The sequence below is a fragment of the Psychrobacter pocilloporae genome, from assembly GCF_029872915.1.
Lineage (GTDB): Bacteria > Pseudomonadota > Gammaproteobacteria > Pseudomonadales > Moraxellaceae > Psychrobacter > Psychrobacter pacificensis.
In genome coordinates this window covers 1,436,245-1,459,260 of record NZ_PGFT01000001.1, presented here as the reverse complement: position 1 = coordinate 1,459,260, position 23,016 = coordinate 1,436,245, and the positions used below count along the sequence as shown (strand labels likewise).

The following is a 23,016-nucleotide window of genomic DNA, read 5'->3' as shown; positions in this document are numbered from 1 at the left end:
TAAAATTGTTCCAGACAAGGCACAAAGCGACGATAATGCAGATGCCTTAGCGAGATTTGTAACGCAGTATGGGGCAATTTTAGCATCAGCCCGCAGGGACAGGACTCTTTTTTGCCGCTTCATCGTTAAAAATAAGCGCTTAGAATGACTAAACTTATTATTTTTAACATCGAATCGCCTAAAAAATAGTCGCTGTCAGTGCCATGGTCGAATGTTCAACACGCCCTAATAGTAGTGATCAACATCGTGTGATAATACTGCAGCGTTCATTTTTATTGCTCAAATACCGCTTCATTATGACGAACACTTGACTGTATTATAATGATGTGTGACCGATTATATCACTGGCCGTATTGGCAAATGAAATCTTTTGGTTTGAGACCCTATAGTTTTTAATTACGGTTTTTAATTATCATAAGGCCTTACAGTTTAAGCGCCTCTTTGGTTATCAGCAAGGCCTTAATAAAAACAAATCTCAAAATTACTCTATTACTCTTTGACAGATTTTACGCCCATTAGATGCTGCCATTGCGCTTGTACCAGTGCGCGTGTCTCTTGCCAAAGCGACTCATCGACCAATAATGATTGCTCTGATAGTGCCAGTTGATGAGTCGCAGCACGTATTCTAAGATAAGCATCTGTTAATGCCTGACAAACTTGCTCCTCCCAAATACCAAGTGAAGCAACTTCTTCAAAAATACGGACATTATCACTCCATTTGGTCAAGCTTGGATGCTCATGTGAGTAAGCCAATACCGCAAACTGTGCCAAAAATTCAATATCGACAATGCCGCCTGCATCTTGTTTGAGTTGAAACTTACCCGCTTGCTGTTGCCACTGGCTGGTGCCTAAGTGCTTCTGCATTTTGATACGCATACTGGTGACCTCAGAGCGTACTTGCTCTAACGTCCGCGGCAGCGCCAGCACATCTCGGCGAATATCACAAAAGCGCGCAGTCACTCGTCTGTCACCACAAATCGCCCGAGCGCGCACCAGTGCTTGATGCTCCCATGACCACGCTTTGTCCATTTGATAAGTTTCAAAGGCATGACAAGATACCACCATCATGCCAGCGTTGCCCGACGGACGCAGACGCATGTCAATCTCATATGCCCTACCATCTCGCGTTTGGGTATTGAGATAATTCATCAGCTTTTGTACCAGACGTGCGGCAAACTTCATGCCACTGACTGACTTCTCACCAGTGGTCATGCCCTGCTCTTTTATCTTATGTAAGAATACCAAATCCAAGTCGGAAGAATACGAGAGCTCTAAACCACCCAGTTTACCGTAGCCAATGATCGCAAAACCACAGTCAGCCTCAGTGACTGGATCGCCATCTTGACCGATAGGATAGCCATAGCGGTTGACGATTTCGGTAAACGCTCGCTCTAGCGCGGCTTCTAGTACCACTTCAGCAATATAAGTCAGTGAGTCTGAGACTTTCATGATTGGACGCTCAGCCAACACATCGCTGGCAGCCACAGCCAACACTTGGTTTTTCTTGAACAGTCGCAGGACACTCAGTAGCTCTTCTTCGTCATTGGGTTCGACACGCAATAGCTGTTGGCGCAGGATGTCACGCAGCTCAGGCTTATCTGGCAGGTGGCGATAGTGTTGCTGTAAAAAGGTATCTAACAATACAGGATACTGTGCCAACTCTTTTGCAATCCACGGGCTTGCCGAGAGCATCGGAATCAGCTCAATCGTTGCATTGGGGTTTTCTGCAATCATGACCAAGTAGATTGAACGTCGGCAAATGGCTTCAAGCAATGCAATCAATCGCGGTAAGGCAGCATTGGCAAGTTTTTGCTGCTCTTGATGGGCTAATAGCGCATGGACAATGACAGGATACGCATCATCTAAGCGCTCTCGGGCCTCCTCGCTGAGGTTGGCAACCATCTTTGATTGCCAAAAATTCTGCAATAACTCGCGATTTTCTTTTGTTAGTACCTCATTTAAGCGCTTGATTTGCGCTTCTAAATGCTCAGGCTCTAGATCGGTATCATCATTGTCAGGTACTTGACGCTCTGTCACCATACGTTCAAATGGCACATTCACATTGTCTCGATGAGCATTTAATTGGGTCAGTAATGCCTGCCAATCATTAAACCCAAGCGTCACTGCAAGATTATGCTGCCAATAAGCATCATGCGGCAGTCTTTGGGTTTGCTGATCGTTAATGGCTTGAATCGCATGTTCAAGTCGACGCAAAAACCGATACGCGGCTTGTAAGTTATCGTAGGTAATCTGCTCTAGATATCCAAGCTCACGCAACACTTGCATCGCCTCCAAACAAGGCTTTACCTGTAGCTGAGGATGCCGACCACCGTAGATCAGCTGAAACGCTTGTACAATAAACTCAATATCTCTGATACCGCCCGCGCCAAGCTTAATATTGTCTAGATCTTCACGCTGTGCAACTTGATTTTGAATGAGCGACTTCATCTCCCTGAGTGCTGAAAACGCGCTGTAATCCACATAATAGCGAAAGACAAATGGTTTGATTAGCGCCTGAATCGCATCATAAAATGGCTGATCTATCTGCCCAACGACTCGTGCTTTTAACCAAGCAAAACGCTCCCACGCGCGTCCATGCAACGCAAAATATTTCTGTAACGCTGAGAGATGGATGGCCAAATCACTGCCATCACCCCATGGACGCAAGCGCATATCAACCCGAAAGACAAAGCCGTCAGCCGTTTTATTATCAAGCAGCTTAATAATCCCTTGACCCAGACGAGTCATAAAACGTTTATTGTCTATGCTACGCGTGCCCTTTGCCTTGTCACCATTGGTTTCGCCGCGCGCTTGATGTACAAATATTAGGTCAATATCGCTCGATAAATTCAGTTCCTGAGCACCAAGCTTACCCATGGCCATGATGGCCATATCATCGATCTGCACATTGCCTTGTTCATTGATAAAGGTTGGCTCACCGTATTTAGCAATCAAATGCTGATAGGTATAGTCCTTGGCAAAGGAGATACAACCGCCTGCAAACTCTGATAGCTCATCAGTCAATTGCTCAAGACTAATCATCTGCAAGGCATCTTGCCAAATCCAGCGCATCATTAACAGCTTACGCAAATTACGTAAGCCACTCATGACTTTCGTTTCATCGGCGAGTTGATAGTTTTCATCTAGCGTATAATCTTGTATCAGATCATCGATTTGCTGACGAGTCAGCGTACTGTTCAGTGGGTAGCTACGCAAAAATGTTTGGCAGGAAACCGTTCGGCTCTCCCAAATTTGATAAGCAAACTCACTGGCTGTTTGCAGTACTTGCAGTTGCTCTGCTGTCGGCTGATAATCTGTACCACTGTTCATACGTGAGGGCATAGCAGGTAACATAGTGACAAAAACTCCTTACATAGAATGGTAAGACTACGTGAACCCAACTCATAAGTTTATTGTTTTTTCTTACGAGACAGTCACAGCATCAGATGAACATACTCAATATATCATTACAAAACATAAAGCCCTGTTTAGTAACAGTGACTCTATTTGCTTTGAGTCGCTTTATGGTAGCATAAACATCTTTAATCAAAATGCTTTGAGACAGCTTCATTGCAGCGCACCTTTATACTCAATAAAAATAGCGTTTTGACTCAATGGTATTAAGAAATATTAGGGCGTGTTGAACATTCGACCATGGCACTGACAGCGACTATTTTTTAGGCGATTCGATGTTAAAAATAATAAGTTTAGTCATTCTAAGCGCTTATTTTTAACGATGAAGCGGCAAAAAAGAGTCCTGTCCCCTGCTTTTATCGTTGGGGCTGATGCTAAAATTGCCCCATACTGCGTTACAAATCTCGCTAAGGCATCTGCATTATCGTCGCTTTGTGCCTTGTCTGGAACCATTTTAGCGATCAGCAGTGCCTATTTGCGAATGTTCAACACGCCCTAAAACTCGACTATAAATCGATTAGATTACTTTACACAAAACATTTATAGCCTTTCAATAATATTGTCTCACCCTTATAACACTCTTCAAACGCTTATTTATAATATGTGATACTGTCCCCTATGACTACTACCCCGCTACTACTCATTACCGCTGATCCTAGTCACCCATTAGCGCATTTAGCATTACGTTATGCACGCGCGTATCTTAAGAGCGCATCAGCTGATCATAATATCGATAGTCATGCAGACGATATCGTCAATAAAGAAGACATCGACAATCCTATCACCAAACGGCCATTGCTCAATGTCTTTTTTTATGGGGATTCGGCGCATCTGGCGAATCGGCTACGCTGGCAGTCCGCTGATCAAATGAATTTGACCAAAGAATGGCAAATATTGGCTGAACAATATCAGTTGCCACTGCCTGTTTGTGTTAGCACAGCTCTTAGCCGCGGTGTGAGTGACACAGATAACAGTACCCGCCATCAGCTTGATGGTGACAATCTGGCGACAGGATTTACGTTGGTGGGACTCAGTGAGCTCGCTCTGATGATGCAGGATGGCTGCCGCTTAATACAGTTTTGATAGCGTACCCATTACGACATTAGCCTGCGATAAATATATTTAGGAATACATGATGAGATTATTAATCCAGCTGCATACACCCACCGAAGCAGCAAGCTACGAAGGCTGCGCTCTGGCACTGACATTAGCGACATTCGGTCATGAAGTGCAGCTGTACTTGGATGCACCTGTTTTTGGCTTATTGATGCAGCCTGAATCACGTTTGCACGGTATGATTCAGTCGCTTGATCTTTACGACATGCCAGCGGCTTGGCTACCTGATGATGTCTTTAGTGGTTGGGTGATTGGGATGCTGCCAGTAGATCTGACTTCACAGCTCATGCTGGTGCCAGAAATGATCCGCTCGCAAGATTTTGAGCAGATTTTAACTTTTTAATTGGCAATATAATCAGACTTATAAAATAATAAAGTACACACTTGGACACTGTTATGGCAACTTTATATCAATTACACAGCACGATGGATACCCTCAGGCGCAGTGCTGAAGAGATGTCTCGCACTTGGCGTACTGGCGACAGTATTATCTTACTTGGCACCACAGCCGCTTTTATTGACTGGCTCAACGCCTATTTGAATGATAGTGAAATAGATGGTATTGCAGGTATTTATGCATTAGCCGATGATATATCGCAGCTGACAGTTAACACTGCTGGCAAGCTAAATTTAGAGAGCAAATTGACTGATATTTTAACGGATGAAGAATGGATTAGCCTATCTCAGGATAGTCAGTTTGATAAAGTGGTGACGATTGCCTTATGACGACTCATACCTCTACGACAACTCATACTGCCACAGCATCGACCGATATTGCATTAGATCAAGATGGGCATTTGTGTGACCATACGATTTGGACACCTGTTATCGCACAACAACTAGCAGACACGCTAGATGTCAGCCTAACGAGTGAGCACTTACAAATCTTGCAGCAAGTGCGCGCGTTTTTTGTCAAATTTAATCATGCGCCAGCGACTCGCCCATTGATTAAATGGCTACAGAAAACTTTGCCTGGGTACGATATTAGCAATCAAAAACTACAACAGCTATTTAATACAGGATTGGTTGCGCGCCATGTCAATCGTCTAGCTGGACTACCCAAGCCGCCCAATTGCCTATAAAAGTGTCTTTTTTAACTGTAGCTGCTTACCAAGTGAGCACTGATGAATAAGTCATATCATCGACTCATTTGGTACATCGCTACTTTGGATCGCTATTTCGGATCGTAGACTGTCAGCGTTTCATAACCGACACTTCGTCCTTCATCACCCAAAAATCCTTGCTGTCGCCATATTTCATACAAACATATGGCGACACTATTGGATAAATTGAGACTGCGCGAATCAGCCAACATTGGTAATCTCAACCAATTATCAGCACCGATATCTTCTCGTATATCATCTGCCAGACCTGCTGTCTCAGAACCGAATACCAGCGCGATATTGGGCATGGTTTTATTGTCAGGTTTTTCACTGTCTGCTTGCCCGCCAAAATCATAATCATAGAATGGTTTGCTCAGTTTGGTGGTCAATGCGGTGACAATATGGCAGTCGGCGGCTTGCAAGGCTTGCCTCGCTGCAGCCCAATCTTCGTGCACCTGCAAATGTGCATATTCGTGATAATCAAGGCCTGCGCGGCGTAGTTTTTTGTCATCAAGCTCAAACCCCAGCGGTCTGACTAAATGCAGCTGCGCGCCGCTGTTGGCACACAGTCGAATAATATTGCCAGTATTACTCGGCATTTTTGGGGCGACCAACACGATATGAATGGTCATATTTGTTTACTCCACAACTAGTCGATGCTCTGTTATTTAAATTTATGAGCGATAGGTAATTAAAAGTTACAGTTTACTGCCAATAATTACATTTTGATACTGTGCAGGGTTTTTAACTTTCACTATGATGTCTGTAATGGATAGCGAGATAGCATTTATGTATGACTGTCTCATCCAATACCCCTTCAGTGAAGCTTGAACAGGATACTTAGCGTCACTGTTGTTATTTATAACCATTCATTTATCTTTGAGGATACTATTATGAAAAAAGTAATCATCGCATCTTTAGCTGCTATGTTTGTTCTAACTGGTTGCAACACGTTTAAAGGCCTTGGCCAAGACGTATCAAGCGCCGGAAATGCTGTAACTGGCAGCGCACAAGACGTACAAGATAAAATCTAAGGTCTGCTTTTTTTAGATTTTTTGAGGGACTTACTATTTTGTAAGTCCTTTTTTTTGGTCACGAATTCTTTATTCTAAGTAGTTACTGCACATACACTTTATCAGATGCTACAAAAAAGCACGCAGTATTTGATTGAGATAACGCTGACCTAACAATGTTGGTTGTAACTGAGTTTTACTATCTATCAGTAGCCCTTGCTTAATCAACTTGTCTACTTGTGTGGTAACGCTTTCAAGCTTAAGCCCTGTTCTCTGCTCAAACAACGCCCAAGCGACACCGCCATGTAAGCGCAGTACATTTAACATAAACTCGCTAACCAGCTCATCTGTATCGATTGCTTGCCAACCAACCATTTTTGGTACGTTTTGAGTGCTCTTGGATGTTTCTGTCTCTATATCTCCTACATAATCTTTTGGCAAACGTGATTTGCTAAAACGATAGATGCCAGATTCTGCTAACAAATCGTTTTCTGATTTATCACTTTCCTTTGACGGCGCGCTACCCCTGTCTGCGTGACAACCAATCGTCACTTTACCATGTGCACCAGCACCTATTGCTAGATAGTCGCCAAACTGCCAATAGTTGATATTGTGACGGCAAGGCTTATCTGACTCGCCCGCCCACGCAGACACCTCATAATTGCTGTACCCCAGTTGCTGCAACAGCGCTTGCCCCGCTTGTTCGATATCTGCCAAGTTGTCTTCATCGGGTAAAATAGGCTGGCTACGATAAAACACCGTGTTAGGCTCAATCGTTAATTGATACCAAGAGATATGCGTTGCGCCAGCATCGTGCGCCATTTGAATATCATTTAATGCTTCGTTCATGGTTTGCTGCGGCAGACCATGCATGAGATCGACATTGACTCGCGCAAACCCAGCAGCCTTAGCAGCGCGTATCGCTGATAACGCTTGTACAGGATCATGGATACGTCCAAGCACTTTGAGCTTATCAGCGTCAAAGCTCTGCACACCGATAGACAATCGATTGATACCAACCTCTAGATACTGAGCAAATGGTGCATGCTCGAGTGTTCCGGGATTGGCCTCCATCGTAATTTCAATGTCCTCTGCAAATTCAAAACATGACCGCAAACCAGAGAACAGTCGCTGATACTGAGCAATTGGCAATAGTGATGGTGTGCCACCGCCAATAAATATTGAGCTGATTTTACGCCCTTGCGCCAATGTCTGTTGCATATTCGCATCCAAAAGGAGCGCATCGACATAATCATCATACATAGACAACTGACTGTTTATAGGCAGCTCATGCGAGTTGAAGTCGCAGTAAGGACATTTTTTCACACACCACGGGATATGGATATAGAGCGACAGTGGAATGCTCGTCACCTCTACAACGCTAGTCTCTGTCATCTTTTCTGTGAGTTGTAACGTATCAAGGTTATTTGGCGAGCTATCAGCATTCATTTTGGACATAAATAAACTTATTGTGTAATGGGCAATAATGATCAGTATCAAAAGTATCGCTAGGATAACGGCTAGATGATATAAAGAAAAGCCTAACTGACGTAAAACTATTAACAAAGCCACGCACAAATCCCTTATTCACTATGGTAACTTGCAGGCAGTATATAAAGAGACTATTAACAGTACAGCATCCAAAGCGCAGCGCTGTATTCAGAATATAGTCAATCCTAAATAAAACAGATACATTATATATCAAGGTGGAACTGGTCTAAATTTTCCTTGCGTGCTGTGCCTACGCTGCTCGATGCTGCGAAAAATTTATCCCAGTCCTACTGTATCGTTTTTATACTGAATTCACTATATAACCGTTACATTTGCGGCGCGCTTGAAATCTGCTTAATAAAAAACCACCCTGATAATATTAAATTTAAACATGAAGCAAAGGATAAGACATATGGCTTATTGGCTAATGAAATCAAACCCAAAGTTTTTTAGTATTCACGATTTACAACGGCTCGGTACAGATAGCTGGAATGGTGTCCGTAACTACCGCGCTCGCAACTTTATGCGCGACGACATGAAGGTTGGTGATCAGGTATTCTTTTATCATTCTAGCGCAAGACCCTCTGGTGTGGCTGGTATTATGACGGTCAGTCAAGCAGGTTACCCTGACCCCACTCAGTTTCATCCTGAGCATCGCCATTACGATCCTATTGCAACCGAAGAAGAACCACGCTGGTATATGGTGGATCTCACTTTTGAGCAAGCTTTTACAGATGTATTGCCGTTATCAGCGCTGAAATTTTTGCCTGCGCTTGAGGACTCTTTACTGCTGAGAAAGGGCTGCGAGCAATTAACGGTCATTCCATTAGAGCCCAAACACTGGCACGCGATTATGAACATGGCCGAGACACTCGAACTCCTGCCAGAACACACCGATTAGCTCGACCCTCTATCTACTGATTATCAATACCAAGGTAAAACAAGCCTAAGATGAATATTCATATAGCGCTTCTAAATCGTTGACATCATAGTCTGGCTTCTTTACCATCTTATGTGTATATGACCTGTCAATCTACTGCTTGGATTGACGGGTTATTTTTATTTTAGTGCCTTCACTTTTATTTTCTGACTCCGTCTGTATAAGCTTGCTCATATTATTTATCGGAGTATCATCGTCGGCACGACTCTTCTCATACTGTGTCAATATTGAATTGACGACGGTATTTGCTTATTCATCGTTACTACTTTCATAACAATTACCGCAAAGAATAAAAAGTTGCTTACCATGGTTTTCCCATTATCTTTCAGAGACTTTAAAAGCTACAGTTTACGCTTAGGGGTACTCGCCCTCCCTATCTTGATTACTCAGTTTTGCCAAGCAGCGCTTGGGGTTGTCGATGCCATTATGGCAGGTCAAGTATCTGCGCTTGATTTGGCAGCCGTGGCAGTTGGATCTGGCATTTGGCTACCGCTGTTTTTATTAGCAACAGGTGTATTGATTGCCACCACCCCTCTCATTGGTGAGGCTGTCGGTCAAGACCAGCATCACCATGTTCCTCATATTACTCAGCAGTCTTTGTGGACAGCAGGCGCTCTTGGCCTTATTGGTTTTATTGTTGTCAATTTGGCACCCAATGTCCTTGGCATCATGGGTGTGCCTAAGAATATTCAGCCTATAGCAACACAATATTTGCATGGTGTGTCTTTTGGTTTCCCTGCATTAGCTGTCTATGCTGTGTTACGCAGTTATTGCGAAGCGCTTGGTCGACCTGAGCCAGTGACGGTTATTAGCATTGTCGGTCTACTCGCAGATATTCCTCTGAACTATATTTTTATCCATGGTTTATTTGGCATGCCCGAGATGGGCGGTGCAGGCTGCGGTGTGGCAACAGCACTGGTATTGTGGATAAATGTGTTGTTACTGGCGGCTTATACCAGCGTCAGCAAGCGGCGGGAATTTGCCAGCACTCGCTTTTTTTATGGATTTGCGAGTCCAAATCGCACACAGATCAAAAAACTTCTAAAATTGGGGATTCCTATTGGTGTCTCTATCTTTTTTGAGGCCAGTTTATTTAGTTTGGGCGCTCTTGTTATCAGCCCGCTCGGAGAGCTTGCAACAGCCTCACACCAAGTAGCGTTATCAGTGACGTCACAGCTGTTTATGATACCGATATCTGTTGCGATGGCACTCACGATTATGGTCTCAAATCGTTATGGTCAAAAAAACCTCTTAGCCTTACGTCAAGTACAAGCAACTGGACTTGTCTGGACCGTATTGATTGCGCTCACTTGTATGCTTGGTATATGGCTATTTAGACCAGAGTTGGCAGCAGCATTTACCGATAATCCAGCGGTCAGAACGGAGTCGATGCACTTGCTCATCTTTGCCCTTGCCTATCAGTTATTTGATGGCTGGCAGGTCAATGTCGCGGGTATATTACGCGGCATGCAAGACACCACCATACCGATGTGGGTCACGCTTTTTTGCTATTGGTTAGTGGCGCTACCACTAGGTATCTATTTAGTGCGTTTCACTGATGTTGGCGCTCAAGGCTTTTGGATGGCATTAATCACTGGCCTATTCTTATCTTCTATTCTATTGACCCTTCGTTTGCGCTATCAGCAAAGACGTTTAACAGCGCTGTGGGGTTGAAACTGATTGATTAAAACGTCACACCTCATAACCATTGCTAGCGATATATGGTCACATAGACTATGATAAATCGTAGATGATTTCTTGCTAAAAAGATGGCTTACGTCAAAATATGTAAAAAATCTCAGTTAACAACTGTACATTGATTGCTCATTACTCTGAATCTAGGTATCATTAGCAACTAATTAGACAATATTTAGTTACACTATTTTCGAATTTAGTACAAGGTCAGATAAAAACTATGGATATTGAAAAAATACGCACCCTCATCGCCCTTATGGAAGAAAGTGAACTGGTTAATTTAGAAATCAGTTCAGACGATGAGCATATTAGCTTGACTCGTCACTATGATGCGCCTACACCCACCATGATGGCCGCACCAACTGCTAGCGCAGCGTCTATTGCTGCTGAAGGAAAACCTGCGGAAAAAGCGGGTAGCGTCGAAAACTCGCCAATGGTTGGTGTTTTCTATTCAGCGCCAAGTCCTAACGACCCACCATTTGTAAAAGTTGGTCAAAAAGTTCAAGCGGGTGATACTCTAGGTATTATCGAAGCGATGAAAATTATGAACCCTCTTGAAGCGACTCAAAGCGGTATTGTTGACGAAATCTTGGTAGATAATTCTGAAGTCGTACAGTTCGGCCAACCTGTCATACGTTATAAAGCGTAACGATATTTGCCATACTTTATTTCATTATGGCTGGTTTTTGATATAGGTATCGCATCAAAGTCAAATAACAGGATGCTAGATATCAAAACTTGGTCAATAACTGATGCTTCGACAAGGATGAACCCATGATAAAAAAATTGCTCATTGCCAATAGAGGTGAGATTGCCCTGCGCATCGTTCGAGCTTGTAAAGCGCTAGGTATCGAAACGGTAGGCGTCTACTCTACTGCTGATGCCAACTTGATGCACCTGCGCTTTGTTGATGAGGCAATTTGTATTGGTAAGCCTAATGCCAATCAAAGTTATCTTGATATTAATACTATCTTAACTGCCGCTGAAATCACTGGCGCGGATGCTATTCATCCGGGTTATGGTTTTTTGTCTGAAAATGCTGAGTTTGCTGAGCGCGTAGAAGAAGCAGGATTGACCTTCGTTGGCCCTAATGCAGATCACATTCGCTTGATGGGTAATAAAGTCTCTGCGATCAACGCCATGAAAAAAGCGGGCGTACCAACCGTGCCTGGCTCTGTGGGTGCAGTTACGCTACATAATGCTGAAGAACAAGCGCGCAATATCGGTTTTCCGCTATTGATCAAAGCGGCTTCTGGCGGCGGTGGACGCGGTATGCGTGTGGTTGAACGTTTTGATGAGCTGGTCGGTCAAGTGCAGGCTGCTAAGCAAGAAGCTGAGCTTTGGTTCGGTGATGATACTGTCTATATGGAGCGCTATCTTCAAAACCCGCGCCACGTAGAAGTACAGGTACTGGGTGATGGCAATGGTAATGCTATCCATCTGTATGACCGTGATTGCTCATTGCAGCGTCGTCATCAAAAGGTACTAGAAGAAGCGCCTGCGCCAGATATCCCAGATGATGTCCGCGAACCTATCCTGAAGGCCTGTGTGAGAGCCTGTGAGCTTGTGAAATACCGCGGCGCTGGTACGTTTGAGTTTTTGTTTGAGAATAATGAATTTTTCTTTATTGAGATGAATACGCGCGTACAGGTTGAACATCCAGTAACCGAGATGATTACTGGTATCGATGTCGTCGTTGAACAGCTAAAAATTGCAGCCGGCTATGGTTTATCTTATCGTCAAAGTGAGATTGAAATCCAAGGCCACGCGATTGAGTGCCGTATCAATGCTGAAGATCCAGCAACTTTTGTTCCTTGCCCTGGTACTGTCAATCAACTGTTTGCGCCAAGTGGCGCAGGTGTTCGATTCGATTCACATCTATACCCTGGCTATGAGATACCGACTTACTATGATTCACTCATTGGTAAGCTTATCTGCCATGGTCAAACTCGTCAGCAAGCGGTTGCTAAAACCTTACATGCATTAGATGAATTGATCATTGAAGGCATCAAAACCAATATACCGCTACACCGTGATGTGATTTTGTCAGATGATAATTTTGCCAAGGAAGCGCAAAACATTCATTATCTCGAAAGAGAGCTTCTAAACACAGACAAAGCCGAGAAAGAGGCATAGATCAAAACAGCGCTAAGCTGTAGTTTGCTTACTCGTACTGACTGGGACAGTAGTCATTTCCCATAAAAATCAATTTCCACAAAAAAAGCCGCTATCGATATAGCGGCTTTTTTATGCTTAGTAGATGTCGAATAACTCGTGCAATATGATACAAGCCACTTATTATGGCAATACTCTATTAAAAGTCATAAAGCACTCTGTACCGTCAGGATCAGCACACCACTGCATCTGATTGCCATCATGGTATAAAAACGCAATCAACGCTTCGTCACTTTGATCCACTTGGTTGCCTGAGCAGTCTACTTCGTTATTATCATAAATCGTCTTGATAGCGATGACGGGCAGGCCTTCTTCGCGGTGTGTGACTAGATAGCGACCGTATGTCCACTCTTTGCCACTGACCGCCCACATCTCATTGTCCGCGCCAAAATTATATAGCTCACGGCATTGGTTTGACTTATTTACGGATGCCATTAAGTTTTTGCGGCTTGTTGGGTCAGCGTTCACGATGCGCGCTTCACTTTGAGTGATTATGCCACCGTCCATATCAGCTACCACCTTAGGCTCTGAACTGTTTTTTTGCAGACTATTCGATGATGCCGCTTGCTGAGCTTTCGCGTCTTTGGTCATGGTGATAGAACTGTTTAAATCTATCTCCCACTGTCCTGTAATGGCTGGACTAATATGCGTAGTGATTGTCGGCTCAGTAACTGTCTCACCATTCACTGGCAATGAAGCCAGAATAGATGCCAATGTAAATGAAGCAAATGATATAGGTTCCATGATTAACCTTTTATTTATAATATTTTATATACATTAGCGTAAGTCGTAGACACCAAAAACACAAGTAACATTATGCTATTGGGCAAAATACCTTAATCCAAACGATAAGCAAAACCTTAGTCAGTAGTGACGTTGAAGTAAGATAATGCCCGATAATCTAGTCGCTTTCTACTCATAAAAAAATGACACCGTAGCTTTGCTTGTTGAGTACAAAGAGCTACGGTGTTATATATTTATGAAATCAAGACCAGTAAAGTATTACGATATAGTTATCTAATACTAAGCAGCTGCTACACTCAATGCTTGAGCAAAGGCTGATAACGCCCCTTTTAGCATGGCTGAGACCGTGCTACTACATGTACCGATGCCAGAGTACACTTCGCCATCTACATTCAGTTGAATATAAGCGGCGGCATTTGCATTGGTTTTATTATCACTATTGGTATCATCATCGATACCGTTACCACTATTATGATGCGGGTTAATGGCATGCTCTGCATAGTTAATAATATGCAATGATTTACCCGTATGCTGTGCAAGACCGTCGATAAACGATGATAATGGACCATTACCCGTACCATCGATATCAATGGTGTCGTTATTCATCTGGACTTGGCCGCTGAAATACACCTCACCGCCTTTGTTACTGACATTATAATCTAGTAACTCAAACTTACCTTGCTGCAAGTAGGTATCCTCAAAGGTTTGTAAAATTTCATCATTTTGTAATTCACGGGCAACCGCTTCCGCTTGCTTTTGTACCACACGGCTAAAGTCAATCTGCATCCAACGTGGTAGGTTAAAGCCATAATTACGCTGCAAGATATACGCAACACCACCTTTGCCCGACTGGCTATTGATACGTACTACATCTTGATAGCTACGACCAATGTGCGCAGGATCAATTGGCAAATAGGCCACATCCCACACGTTGTCAGTCTCAGTTTGGTTGTTTTCATTGTAATCGAGTGACTTCTTAATGGCATCTTGATGTGAGCCGCTAAAGGCGGTAAAGACCAATTCACCCACATAAGGATGGCGCGGGTGTAGCGGTAAGTTATTGCACTCGCTCACGACCTGTACGATTTCACTCATGTTGCTAAAATCAAGCTCGGGATCGATACCTTGGCTAAACAAGTTCATGGCCATGACCATAATGTCCATGTTACCTGTACGCTCGCCATTACCAAGCAACGTGCCCTCGATACGATCTGCACCTGCCAAAACACCCAATTCGGCTGCGGCTACAGCACAGCCACGGTCATTATGAGTATGAAGACTAATAATGACATGCTCACGCTGAGGAAGATTGCGGCAGAAATACTCTACTTGATCCGCAAAGACATTCGGCATAGATGCTTCAACAGTCGCTGGCAAGTTAAAAATCACCTCTTGGCCTTGTTGTGGCTGCCACACATCACAAACCGCATCACAAACTTCTACTGCGTACTCAGTCTCTGTTTGACTAAAGCTCTCTGGCGAGTACTGGAACACCCAATCTGTCTCAGGGTATTTGGCCGCATACTCTTTCAGTAGTTTGGCGCCAGTGATAGCAATTTCTTTAATTTCGTCTTTGTTTTTGGCATAGACTTTTTCGCGTTGTACACGGCTGGTTGAGTTGTAGACATGGACGACGGCACGTTTGACGCCTTTTAATGATTCAAAAGTACGGGCGATCAAATGCTCACGTGCTTGTACCAATACTTGTAGCGTCACATCATCCGGTACGTGGTTTTCTTCGATAAGTTTACGGGTAAAGTCAAATTCAACCTGCGCCGCTGACGGGAAACCAATCTCAATCTCTTTAAAACCCACCTCTACTAAGGTCTTAAAAAAGCGCATTTTTTGTTCAATGGTCATTGGATCAATCAGTGCCTGATTACCATCACGCAGATCTACACTTGCCCATATTGGCGACTTCTCAATTGTTTTGCTCGGCCACGTACGATCTGGCAGCGATGGCGCAAAGGCAAATGGACGGTATTTACGGAAGTCAAAAGCGGCATTTTTCGGTGTAATCTTTGCAGTCTTTGCGACTGCCGTAGGCGTGGTTTGGTCAGACATAATCAATCCTTAGATGATATGGTTATTTGTATGTTTAGCTAGATGATTAGCTGTTGTTTAGAATTGTATTTATCATACGAGATAACGAGTAGTTACACCATAATAATAGCAAAGTTTAGCGAATAGAAACCTGCTATTTTTTACTTTATTTTCTATGATTTTAGTGAAAAAACCCAATTTAGTAGTTACAATCAACTAAATTCACTATTGAGGTACTAAAAATGCCAGAAAGTCATTTTAGAAGTATGGGCACAATAGATATAGATGACATCGATAAGCAATTATTGCGCTTGTTACAGACGCAGGCACGTATGAGTATCACGGAGCTTGCTGAGCGTGTCAATCTCTCTGCCACCCCTTGTGCCCGCCGTATTAAACGCTTAGAAGACGCTAATATCATTACAGGCTACCATACCAAAACCGATGCGCAAAAACTGGGCTATCCGCTTGCCGTGTTTATCGCCGTCAGTATGGATCGTCATACGGCTGAGCGTTTTGAGCAATTTGAGCGTAGCGTTCAGAGTTTTGATGAAGTTGTCAGCTGTAGTATTGTCACAGGACGTACAGAAGACTATCTGATTAAAGTCAGAGTGCGTGATATGGCACATTATGAGGAGTTTTTATTGCATCGCCTCAATCGTATTGAGGGCGTTGCTCAAGTACATACCAGTTTTGAGCTGCGGGAGGTATTCAGCCGTAGCGTCGTATAGAGCGCTCATGGCGTTAAAAATGCTAAGCGAGCGTTGGTGACTGTCTACGAAACATTATTATCAAAATCAGTCCAATCATCAACCCAATAGCAGCGACCAGTAACCCTGCATTGAAATTGCCATCCTCTCCTGCCAATGCTACCGTCACCAAAGGTCCCAAGAACTGCCCTAGCGCATAGGCGAGCGTTGCCAATGCAATCAGTAAATTAGAATAAGCAGGATTGATGTTTTTAAACAACGTGAGGGTCATCGATACCATACCGACGAAGGTCAACCCTAGAATAATAGCATTGCCGTATAATCCAAGCGCACCATCAAACCATATAGGCAAACACATGCCAAACGCTTGTAATACCGTGAGACCCATTAGGGTTTTTACCTCACCGATACGTTTGGCAAGCGCGCCCCATAACGGGTTTGATAGCATCGCAAAAACACCAACCACCAACCAAATCATCAATCCAGCATAGGTCTGTGTCGTTAAGCGCTGCGCTGCCATAACGGGCAGGAAAGTTGCTGAGCTGATATAACCAAATCCTGCCAATATATAACTGACAAAAAGCAAAGCAAGCGCTTTATGGTGTCCAGAAATCGCTTCATATAAAGAGCGTTTGAAGTTCAAATAGCTCTGATAAACGGACACGTGCTGATCATAGTCGGTCCGCTGTGATACTGAACTATCTACTGGTTTGGGTTTTATCGCGTAGAGGAGCCATATCAGCGGTAAACTGGTGCAGCCTGCAACCAGCCAAATCACATCAAAGTGATAGCCCAATGTTAGAAGCCACCATGTCACAATGGCAGAAGCACTAATACCAACACCAATACCTGCATAATGTACGGCCGAGAGTATAGAACGGCGCTCGGGGCTCAGGTTTTGAATCACAAACGATGAGCTCAATATCATCGCTACCCCGCTTGCAATGCCTGCGATTAGGCGAATGATATACCATAACGTGAGCGACATATTTGGTATAACGAGTAGCATTGTTGTGACAACACTGATTATTGCCCAAAGCGTCATCGCCTGCCATGTCGCACGCTGAGGCACAAACATAGCAATGAGGGCACCGATAAAATAACCGATATAGTTGATTGATGCTAGCCAGCCAGCAATCGTCGTTGATAGTGACAATTGCACCATAATATCAGGTAGAGTGGCGGTAAAGAGAAAGCGTCCATAGCCCATGACAACTGCCAAACAGTACATACCGATACAGGCAATGGCCGCTTCATTGGTGATGGTAGGAGCGACACGGCTTTTAATAGCAGTCATCATGACAGCGCCATTTTTGTGGCAATTAGCACACAATCCTTTGTGTTAGATAATTAAAAGCAATAGTAAAATAAGTAGGAGTCAAACAGTTATTAGAGCTATTGGGACATCATAAAATAAAAACAAACCCTACAATACATCTAACGTGGTTGTCCCTATCGTATCCTGTCCTAGCATTTGTACACGCTGATCGCTAAACATATCCATGTCAGGGGCTAGCGTACGCATAAACCGATCAAAATATAACATCTGCTTGGTCAATAAAGCAAAGTCGCGTGGAAAATGGATACCATGACGTTTGCCAACTTCGACAATCTCAAGCATCATTTTATTGAGCTCGTCAGCTTGCTCTTTACTGTTAAAAGGCACACCGCTGGTAAAGGTCTTATCTTCTGCCATGATCGTTATCATCATGCGCTCTAGATCGTTACCTAAGGCAACCACATCAACTTTATTGCCACCATGCGTCATTTCCATGTCAATCATATAACGTGCCATCGCTTGATAGTCACTGTCTTGCATCGCTTGCATCATACCCATGCACGCACGCCAGCTCTCGGCTTTTAATTTACCGACAATACCAAAGTCTAAGAAACCAATACGTCCATCGGTTAATAGCATCAAGTTACCCGCATGCAGGTCAGCATGAAAACTATTGCACAGCATAAGACTGGCAAACCAGGTGTTTAATGTATCTGCCATGATTTGCGCAGGATCGCTGCAATACTGACGCATGAGCGACTCATCAACCATAGAAACCCCATATAGGCGGCTCATCGTCAATACACGCTTGGTGGTCAGATCGTCATACACTGTTGGTGCCACTACCCGAGTATTACCTGAGACGGCTAAGAACTGCTGAAAATCGCGGATGTTTTGTGCTTCAGCGATAAAATCCGTCTCGGCAAGCATACGCAGGCGAATCTCATCGATAATTGGCGCGATACTTGCGAACTTCATCGATGGCATCACTATTTCAAGCAGCTTGGTCACGCCATGCAATACGCCCAAATCGGTCTGCATAATCGTCTCGACGCCAGGCTTTTGTACCTTTAGCACCACTTCATCACCATTATGCAGACGGGCAGCATGAACCTGAGCGATAGAGGCAGAGGCTAGCGGCTCTGAGTCAATATGCGCAAACTTATCATCAAGACTCATACCATCAGTCGCCAGCTCTTCTTTTAGCACCTGCTCGATATAAGCATAAGACAATGGCGTGGTTTGATCCAAGCAGCTCTGGAAAGCGGTGACATAGTCACGTGGAAACAGCGAGGGTGTACTGGCGATAAACTGACCGATTTTGATATAAGTCGTGCCTAACTGCTCAAAGGTTTCTTTGAGTAGCATTGCATCAGGTTTTTCCCCTTTTGCCACTCTTAGCGCAGATAAGCCTGCCACACTCGCGGTTTGGCGAACACGGTTGACGACATTAAAGGTATGCTTTAACAAATGCGGACGATGAATTTTCATAAAAAACAACTATGGTAATAGAAAGGATTTGAAAATAGATAATTTCGAAAATAGACTAAAAATATATCAAAGACATAGTATTCAATCAGGGCTGCTACAGACTGGGCATTCTGGATCTTTTCTATAACCCATCAGCCGCTGCTGCATCTGCCTACCATCCCATATAAGCAGTTTATTTGTCAGTGGATTTTTGGTTAATCCCAAATATTGCAAGGCGGTATTGGCTTGCAGGTTACCCATAACCGCAGTGGTGCTCGCAAGCACACCTGAATTGGCACAGGTACGCTCATCAGCAACCTCATCATGCATAAGCGCGCCAAACACGCAATGATAGCAACCTGTGTCCAGATGTGGCTCAAACAGCGCCAGCTGCCCTTGCATCGCAATTGCCGAGGCAGATAATAATGGAATCCGATAATGGACGCTAATGCGATTGATGACGTCACGAGTCGCAAAATTATCCGTACAGTCTAGTAATAAGTCTGGCTTACCAGAGGCTAGATTGAGCAACTCATAAGCATTATCTTCATCTAACCGCGCCACGGTGCCGTAAGCTTCTATCAAAGGGTTGATGCGTGCCAGCATAGCCGCTGCTGTCAGCGCTTTGGACTGACCGATATCTTCTGGCAAAAACAGCGTTTGCCGTTGCAGGTTACTTGCCTCGATCGCATCATCGTCAATCAGATGCACATAACCGACCCCTGCACGCACCAGTGTCTCAGATGCTGGACAACCAAGGCCGCCTGCACCTATTATCACCACGCGTGCTGACTTTAATCGCAGCTGAGCATCCATATCCCAACCGTCGAGTAGTATTTGCCGTGCATAACGGAGCAGCTCATCATCAGATAGCTGTGCCAAATCGTCTGCCATATTTTTTGCAACCTATAATTAAAAATGTCTATCCATAAAGCCTATTTATGGATATTGCCCTACTGTGACACGATCATTACCACCGTAATCTTGTACCGTGTGTACTGACTCAAAACCATTCTCCAAAAATAACCGTCGAACCGCAACCCCTTGGTCATGGCCATGCTCGATAGCCAGCAGTCCTTTTTTGCACAAATAAGACGGTGCCTGCTGGACAATATGCTCGATATCAGCCAAACCATGATTGGGTGCACTCAGCGCGCTGATCGGTTCAGCGGTTAGACCTGCCAAATGCTCGTCTGCCTCATCAATATAAGGCGGATTTGAGACAATCACATCAAACCGACATTCGTCATCAGTAGATAGCGCTTGATACCAACTGCTTTGGATAAATTCAATATTAGTGACACCATTAAAATCCGCATTATGCCGAGCAATATCGAGCGCCTCAAGCGACAAATCAACGGCGACCACTTGCCAATTGTCTTTTTTTAATTCATGAGCCAAACTGATAGCAATACAACCTGAGCCTGTACCCAAGTCAAGTAAGCGCTTATGAGGATTAAATACTGGCTGAGCATTAATCCAATTCAATACTTGCTCGACCAATACCTCGGTATCGGGTCTGGGAATCAAAGTATGCTCATTGACCACAAAATTCAGCGACCAAAATGCTTGCTGACCCGTCAAATAAGCGAGCGGCGTCCCTTCTTGCATCTTAACCATACCAGTATAAAACCGCCTTTGCTCACTTTCTGTCAGCTGATAATCTTCGTCAGTAATCAAAAATAGTGAAGGTTTATCAATAACATATAGCAGCCAATCCGTTGGCCAAAACGATGGTATCTGACGATTTGTCTCACCATTCATCAGTTGACCAATTTGCTGCTTTATTTGACGAATGGTCAATGCGGTCATAAGTCACTCTTAAAGATATCGTAAATAAAGATAAAAGTACTGCCAATGCGCCAATGCTACTCTGAAGCGCGCGGTGGCTCATTGGTATCGGTCAGGTTTGGATTTGCTTTCGCTAGTTTGTCATCACCATATATATCATCATTATCACCAATAATAATATGTTTATCGACCAAGTAGATTAAGATCAAAATTGGCATACCAATCGCAAAGGTGAAAATAAAGAAAAACGGATAGCCCATATTGTCAACGATAGCCCCAGAGTAGCCACCCATCACCTTAGGTAGCAACGTCATTAATGAGGAGAAAATAGCATACTGTACCGCGGTAAAACGAATCGAGGTCAAAGCAGATAAGAACGCAATGAATACAGCGCTGGCAAGGCCTGCCGCTAGGTTATCAAAAATCACTGCCACATACATATGCGGCAAGCTACCAGGATGGTAAGTGAGCAGGACGAATAATAAATTCGTCACACAAGCCAAGATGGCACCGACCATCATCGCCTGCATCATACGCAGTTTTTGAGCCAAAATACCACCCAAAAAGCCACCCGCAATAACCATTATGACACCAACCAGTTTCACAGCATTGGCAATGTCTGTCTTGCTAAAACCCATGTCTTGATAAAAGACGTTCGAGATGACCCCTGCGACGATATCAGAAATGCGGTATAACCCAATCAAGGCCAGTAGCAATAATGCTTTTTTGCCATAACGACGGAAAAAATCAACGACTGGTTCGACCCAAGTGGTATAGGCCATTTCTTGTTTGACCACGCCCACTTTGACAGATAAGTAACCCACAACTGATGCCACCAGTAAGCTGGCTAACAGGTGAACCACTTCGAGTACAAAGGCAAACATCACACTGTCTGTCTCTGGCAGTAACGCACCAACATTGACAAAAGCAATGATAAAAGCGGCGACCGACAATACAAATACCAATACCAAACGGGCATAGTCAGAGGCGGGACGATCAATACGTATCTGCTCGCTCACAGGCTCCCGAATTATCAACGTGGTCACCACACCTACGCCCATCACCGCTGCCATGATCCAGTAGGTGTTGCGCCACGCTTCGTAACTATAAAGCTCTTCGGTCGAACCAAAATAATCTGCCAAATAGAGCGCACCTGCGCCTGCAAAAATCATCCCTAAACGGTAGCCTGCGGTATACATTGCCGACAGTACTGACTGAAAACTCGCAGGGGCAAGCTCAATACGATAAGCATCGACCACAATATCTTGCGTGGCGGATGAAAAGCCCAATAGCACGGCTGCCATGGCCATATAGTGCAAACTGCTCTCATCGGTCGGATTGATGCTGGCCATCATATAAATCGCCAAAATAATTAAGAGCTGTGCAATCAAAATCCAGCTACGACGACGGCCCAGTAATCTAGTCAATATCGGTAGCGGCACCGCATCCACTAGGGGCGCCCAAATGAACTTGAACGAATATCCCAATGCCGCCCAACTAAAGGTCGTCACTACACTGCGATCAAACCCTGCCTCACGCAGCCATAACGATAGGCTGGAGAAAATAAGCAAAATAGGAATACCAGCTGCAAAACCCAAAAACAGCATGATCATAGCACGCCGATCAAGATAGGCTTTCGCCGCCTCGCCCCATGATTTTTTGGCGATGGGAGGTTTGGGTAGTACAGATTTGACAGCAGACATAATAACTCACTAACAATTGAGACAAATAACACAACTGCGCACAATTTTTATCAATCTTTAGAATCAGTTATCCATCAAGAGATCGATAAAAATTGCTTTACGTTGCACCAATGCGTTTATTACAACAAAATTCAGTTATGGTACTTGAGAACCGCTACCTTGACTAGATGTTTTTGCATTAACTCATTGATTCTGGCACTTTCATAACGGCTTATATTTCGCTGCAGTAACGAAGATTATAGCAATCTTTCACTATGGTTAAATCAGTCCTTAGTTTTCTTACTACTTACTCTCATCAAAGATGTCTAACAACGCTTTCATTTATCGGC

The 23,016-nt window shown here is 44.0% G+C and carries 20 protein-coding genes; 10 read left to right on the top strand and 10 right to left on the bottom strand.

The window, feature by feature from the left end; translation table 11 throughout:
- Positions 1–489: 489 nt before the first annotated feature.
- Positions 490–3,354, bottom strand: a complete 2,865-nt coding sequence (gene glnE, locus CUR83_RS06310; RefSeq protein WP_156770946.1) for a bifunctional [glutamate--ammonia ligase]-adenylyl-L-tyrosine phosphorylase/[glutamate--ammonia-ligase] adenylyltransferase — start codon at positions 3,352–3,354, stop codon at positions 490–492.
- Between the two features lie 678 nt (positions 3,355–4,032).
- On the opposite strand from glnE, the gene tusD reads away from it, so the two are divergent.
- The 4 genes from tusD to CUR83_RS06290 are packed head-to-tail and all read left to right on the top strand — an operon-like array spanning position 4,033 to position 5,612.
- Entirely contained in the window at positions 4,033–4,497 is a 465-nt protein-coding gene (gene tusD / locus CUR83_RS06305; protein WP_284719316.1) for a sulfurtransferase complex subunit TusD, read from the top strand.
- Positions 4,498–4,549: 52 nt separating this feature from the next.
- Positions 4,550–4,873 carry a hypothetical protein gene (locus tag CUR83_RS06300; protein ID WP_071001450.1) on the top strand — a complete coding sequence of 108 codons (324 nt, stop codon included), beginning with the start codon at positions 4,550–4,552 and terminating at the stop codon, positions 4,871–4,873.
- Positions 4,874–4,926: 53 nt separating this feature from the next.
- Entirely contained in the window at positions 4,927–5,256 is a 330-nt protein-coding gene (locus tag CUR83_RS06295) for a hypothetical protein (RefSeq protein ID WP_071001449.1), read from the top strand.
- On the top strand, positions 5,253–5,612 hold the full coding sequence (locus tag CUR83_RS06290) for a TusE/DsrC/DsvC family sulfur relay protein (RefSeq protein ID WP_071001448.1): 360 nt from the start codon (positions 5,253–5,255) through the stop codon (positions 5,610–5,612). Before CUR83_RS06295 ends, CUR83_RS06290 begins: the two co-directional genes overlap by 4 nt.
- 92 nt (positions 5,613–5,704) lie before the next feature.
- Here the strand turns inward: CUR83_RS06290 and CUR83_RS06285 are convergent, their stop codons facing one another.
- Positions 5,705–6,265 carry a tRNA (cytidine(34)-2'-O)-methyltransferase gene (locus tag CUR83_RS06285; protein WP_284719315.1) on the bottom strand — a complete coding sequence of 187 codons (561 nt, stop codon included), beginning with the start codon at positions 6,263–6,265 and terminating at the stop codon, positions 5,705–5,707.
- A 261-nt stretch (positions 6,266–6,526) separates the two neighbouring features.
- Here CUR83_RS06285 and CUR83_RS06280 point away from each other — a divergent pair, with 261 nt between their 5' ends.
- On the top strand, positions 6,527–6,667 hold the full coding sequence (locus tag CUR83_RS06280) for an entericidin A/B family lipoprotein (RefSeq protein WP_071001446.1): 141 nt from the start codon (positions 6,527–6,529) through the stop codon (positions 6,665–6,667).
- 108 nt (positions 6,668–6,775) lie between these two features.
- Here the strand turns inward: CUR83_RS06280 and hemW are convergent, their stop codons facing one another.
- Entirely contained in the window at positions 6,776–8,041 is a 1,266-nt protein-coding gene (hemW, locus tag CUR83_RS06275; RefSeq protein WP_284719825.1) for a radical SAM family heme chaperone HemW, read from the bottom strand.
- A 508-nt stretch (positions 8,042–8,549) separates the two neighbouring features.
- Here hemW and CUR83_RS06270 point away from each other — a divergent pair.
- From CUR83_RS06270 to accC, 4 genes are all read left to right on the top strand, one after another.
- Positions 8,550–9,038: an EVE domain-containing protein gene (locus CUR83_RS06270; RefSeq protein WP_284719314.1), complete on the top strand. Its 489-nt coding sequence runs from the start codon at positions 8,550–8,552 to the stop codon at positions 9,036–9,038.
- 345 nt (positions 9,039–9,383) lie between these two features.
- Positions 9,384–10,751, top strand: a complete 1,368-nt coding sequence (locus CUR83_RS06265; RefSeq protein ID WP_284719824.1) for an MATE family efflux transporter — start codon at positions 9,384–9,386, stop codon at positions 10,749–10,751.
- A gap of 241 nt (positions 10,752–10,992) precedes the next feature.
- Positions 10,993–11,421 carry an acetyl-CoA carboxylase biotin carboxyl carrier protein gene (gene accB, locus CUR83_RS06260; protein WP_277077867.1) on the top strand — a complete coding sequence of 143 codons (429 nt, stop codon included), beginning with the start codon at positions 10,993–10,995 and terminating at the stop codon, positions 11,419–11,421.
- 125 nt (positions 11,422–11,546) lie between these two features.
- Positions 11,547–12,908: an acetyl-CoA carboxylase biotin carboxylase subunit gene (accC, locus tag CUR83_RS06255; RefSeq protein ID WP_071001443.1), complete on the top strand. Its 1,362-nt coding sequence runs from the start codon at positions 11,547–11,549 to the stop codon at positions 12,906–12,908.
- Positions 12,909–13,070: 162 nt separating this feature from the next.
- On the opposite strand, the gene CUR83_RS06250 is transcribed toward accC, so the two are convergent.
- A complete protein-coding gene (locus CUR83_RS06250) occupies positions 13,071–13,691 on the bottom strand; it encodes a hypothetical protein (protein WP_071001442.1) in 621 nt (206 codons plus the stop codon).
- Positions 13,692–13,970: 279 nt separating this feature from the next.
- A complete protein-coding gene (gene leuA, locus CUR83_RS06245) occupies positions 13,971–15,755 on the bottom strand; it encodes a 2-isopropylmalate synthase (RefSeq protein WP_071001441.1) in 1,785 nt (594 codons plus the stop codon).
- A 221-nt stretch (positions 15,756–15,976) separates the two neighbouring features.
- Here leuA and CUR83_RS06240 point away from each other — a divergent pair, with 221 nt between their 5' ends.
- On the top strand, positions 15,977–16,465 hold the full coding sequence (locus tag CUR83_RS06240) for an Lrp/AsnC family transcriptional regulator (protein ID WP_284719313.1): 489 nt from the start codon (positions 15,977–15,979) through the stop codon (positions 16,463–16,465).
- A gap of 22 nt (positions 16,466–16,487) precedes the next feature.
- Here the strand turns inward: CUR83_RS06240 and CUR83_RS06235 are convergent, their stop codons facing one another.
- The 5 genes from CUR83_RS06235 to CUR83_RS06215 all read right to left on the bottom strand — a co-directional run bounded on the left by CUR83_RS06235 (position 16,488) and on the right by CUR83_RS06215 (position 22,687).
- Entirely contained in the window at positions 16,488–17,744 is a 1,257-nt protein-coding gene (locus CUR83_RS06235; RefSeq protein ID WP_093069056.1) for a YbfB/YjiJ family MFS transporter, read from the bottom strand.
- A gap of 126 nt (positions 17,745–17,870) precedes the next feature.
- The gene (locus CUR83_RS06230) at positions 17,871–19,214 is read right to left on the bottom strand and encodes an ABC1 kinase family protein (RefSeq protein ID WP_071001438.1); all 1,344 of its coding nucleotides are present in this window, start codon (positions 19,212–19,214) and stop codon (positions 17,871–17,873) included.
- An 81-nt stretch (positions 19,215–19,295) separates the two neighbouring features.
- Positions 19,296–20,087, bottom strand: a complete 792-nt coding sequence (locus CUR83_RS06225) for a HesA/MoeB/ThiF family protein (protein WP_284719312.1) — start codon at positions 20,085–20,087, stop codon at positions 19,296–19,298.
- A gap of 45 nt (positions 20,088–20,132) precedes the next feature.
- Entirely contained in the window at positions 20,133–21,005 is an 873-nt protein-coding gene (gene prmC, locus CUR83_RS06220; protein ID WP_284719311.1) for a peptide chain release factor N(5)-glutamine methyltransferase, read from the bottom strand.
- Positions 21,006–21,061: 56 nt separating this feature from the next.
- Complete coding sequence (locus CUR83_RS06215) at positions 21,062–22,687, bottom strand: AmpG family muropeptide MFS transporter (protein ID WP_284719310.1); 1,626 nt, start codon at positions 22,685–22,687, stop codon at positions 21,062–21,064.
- Between the last annotated feature and the right edge of the window lie 329 nt (positions 22,688–23,016).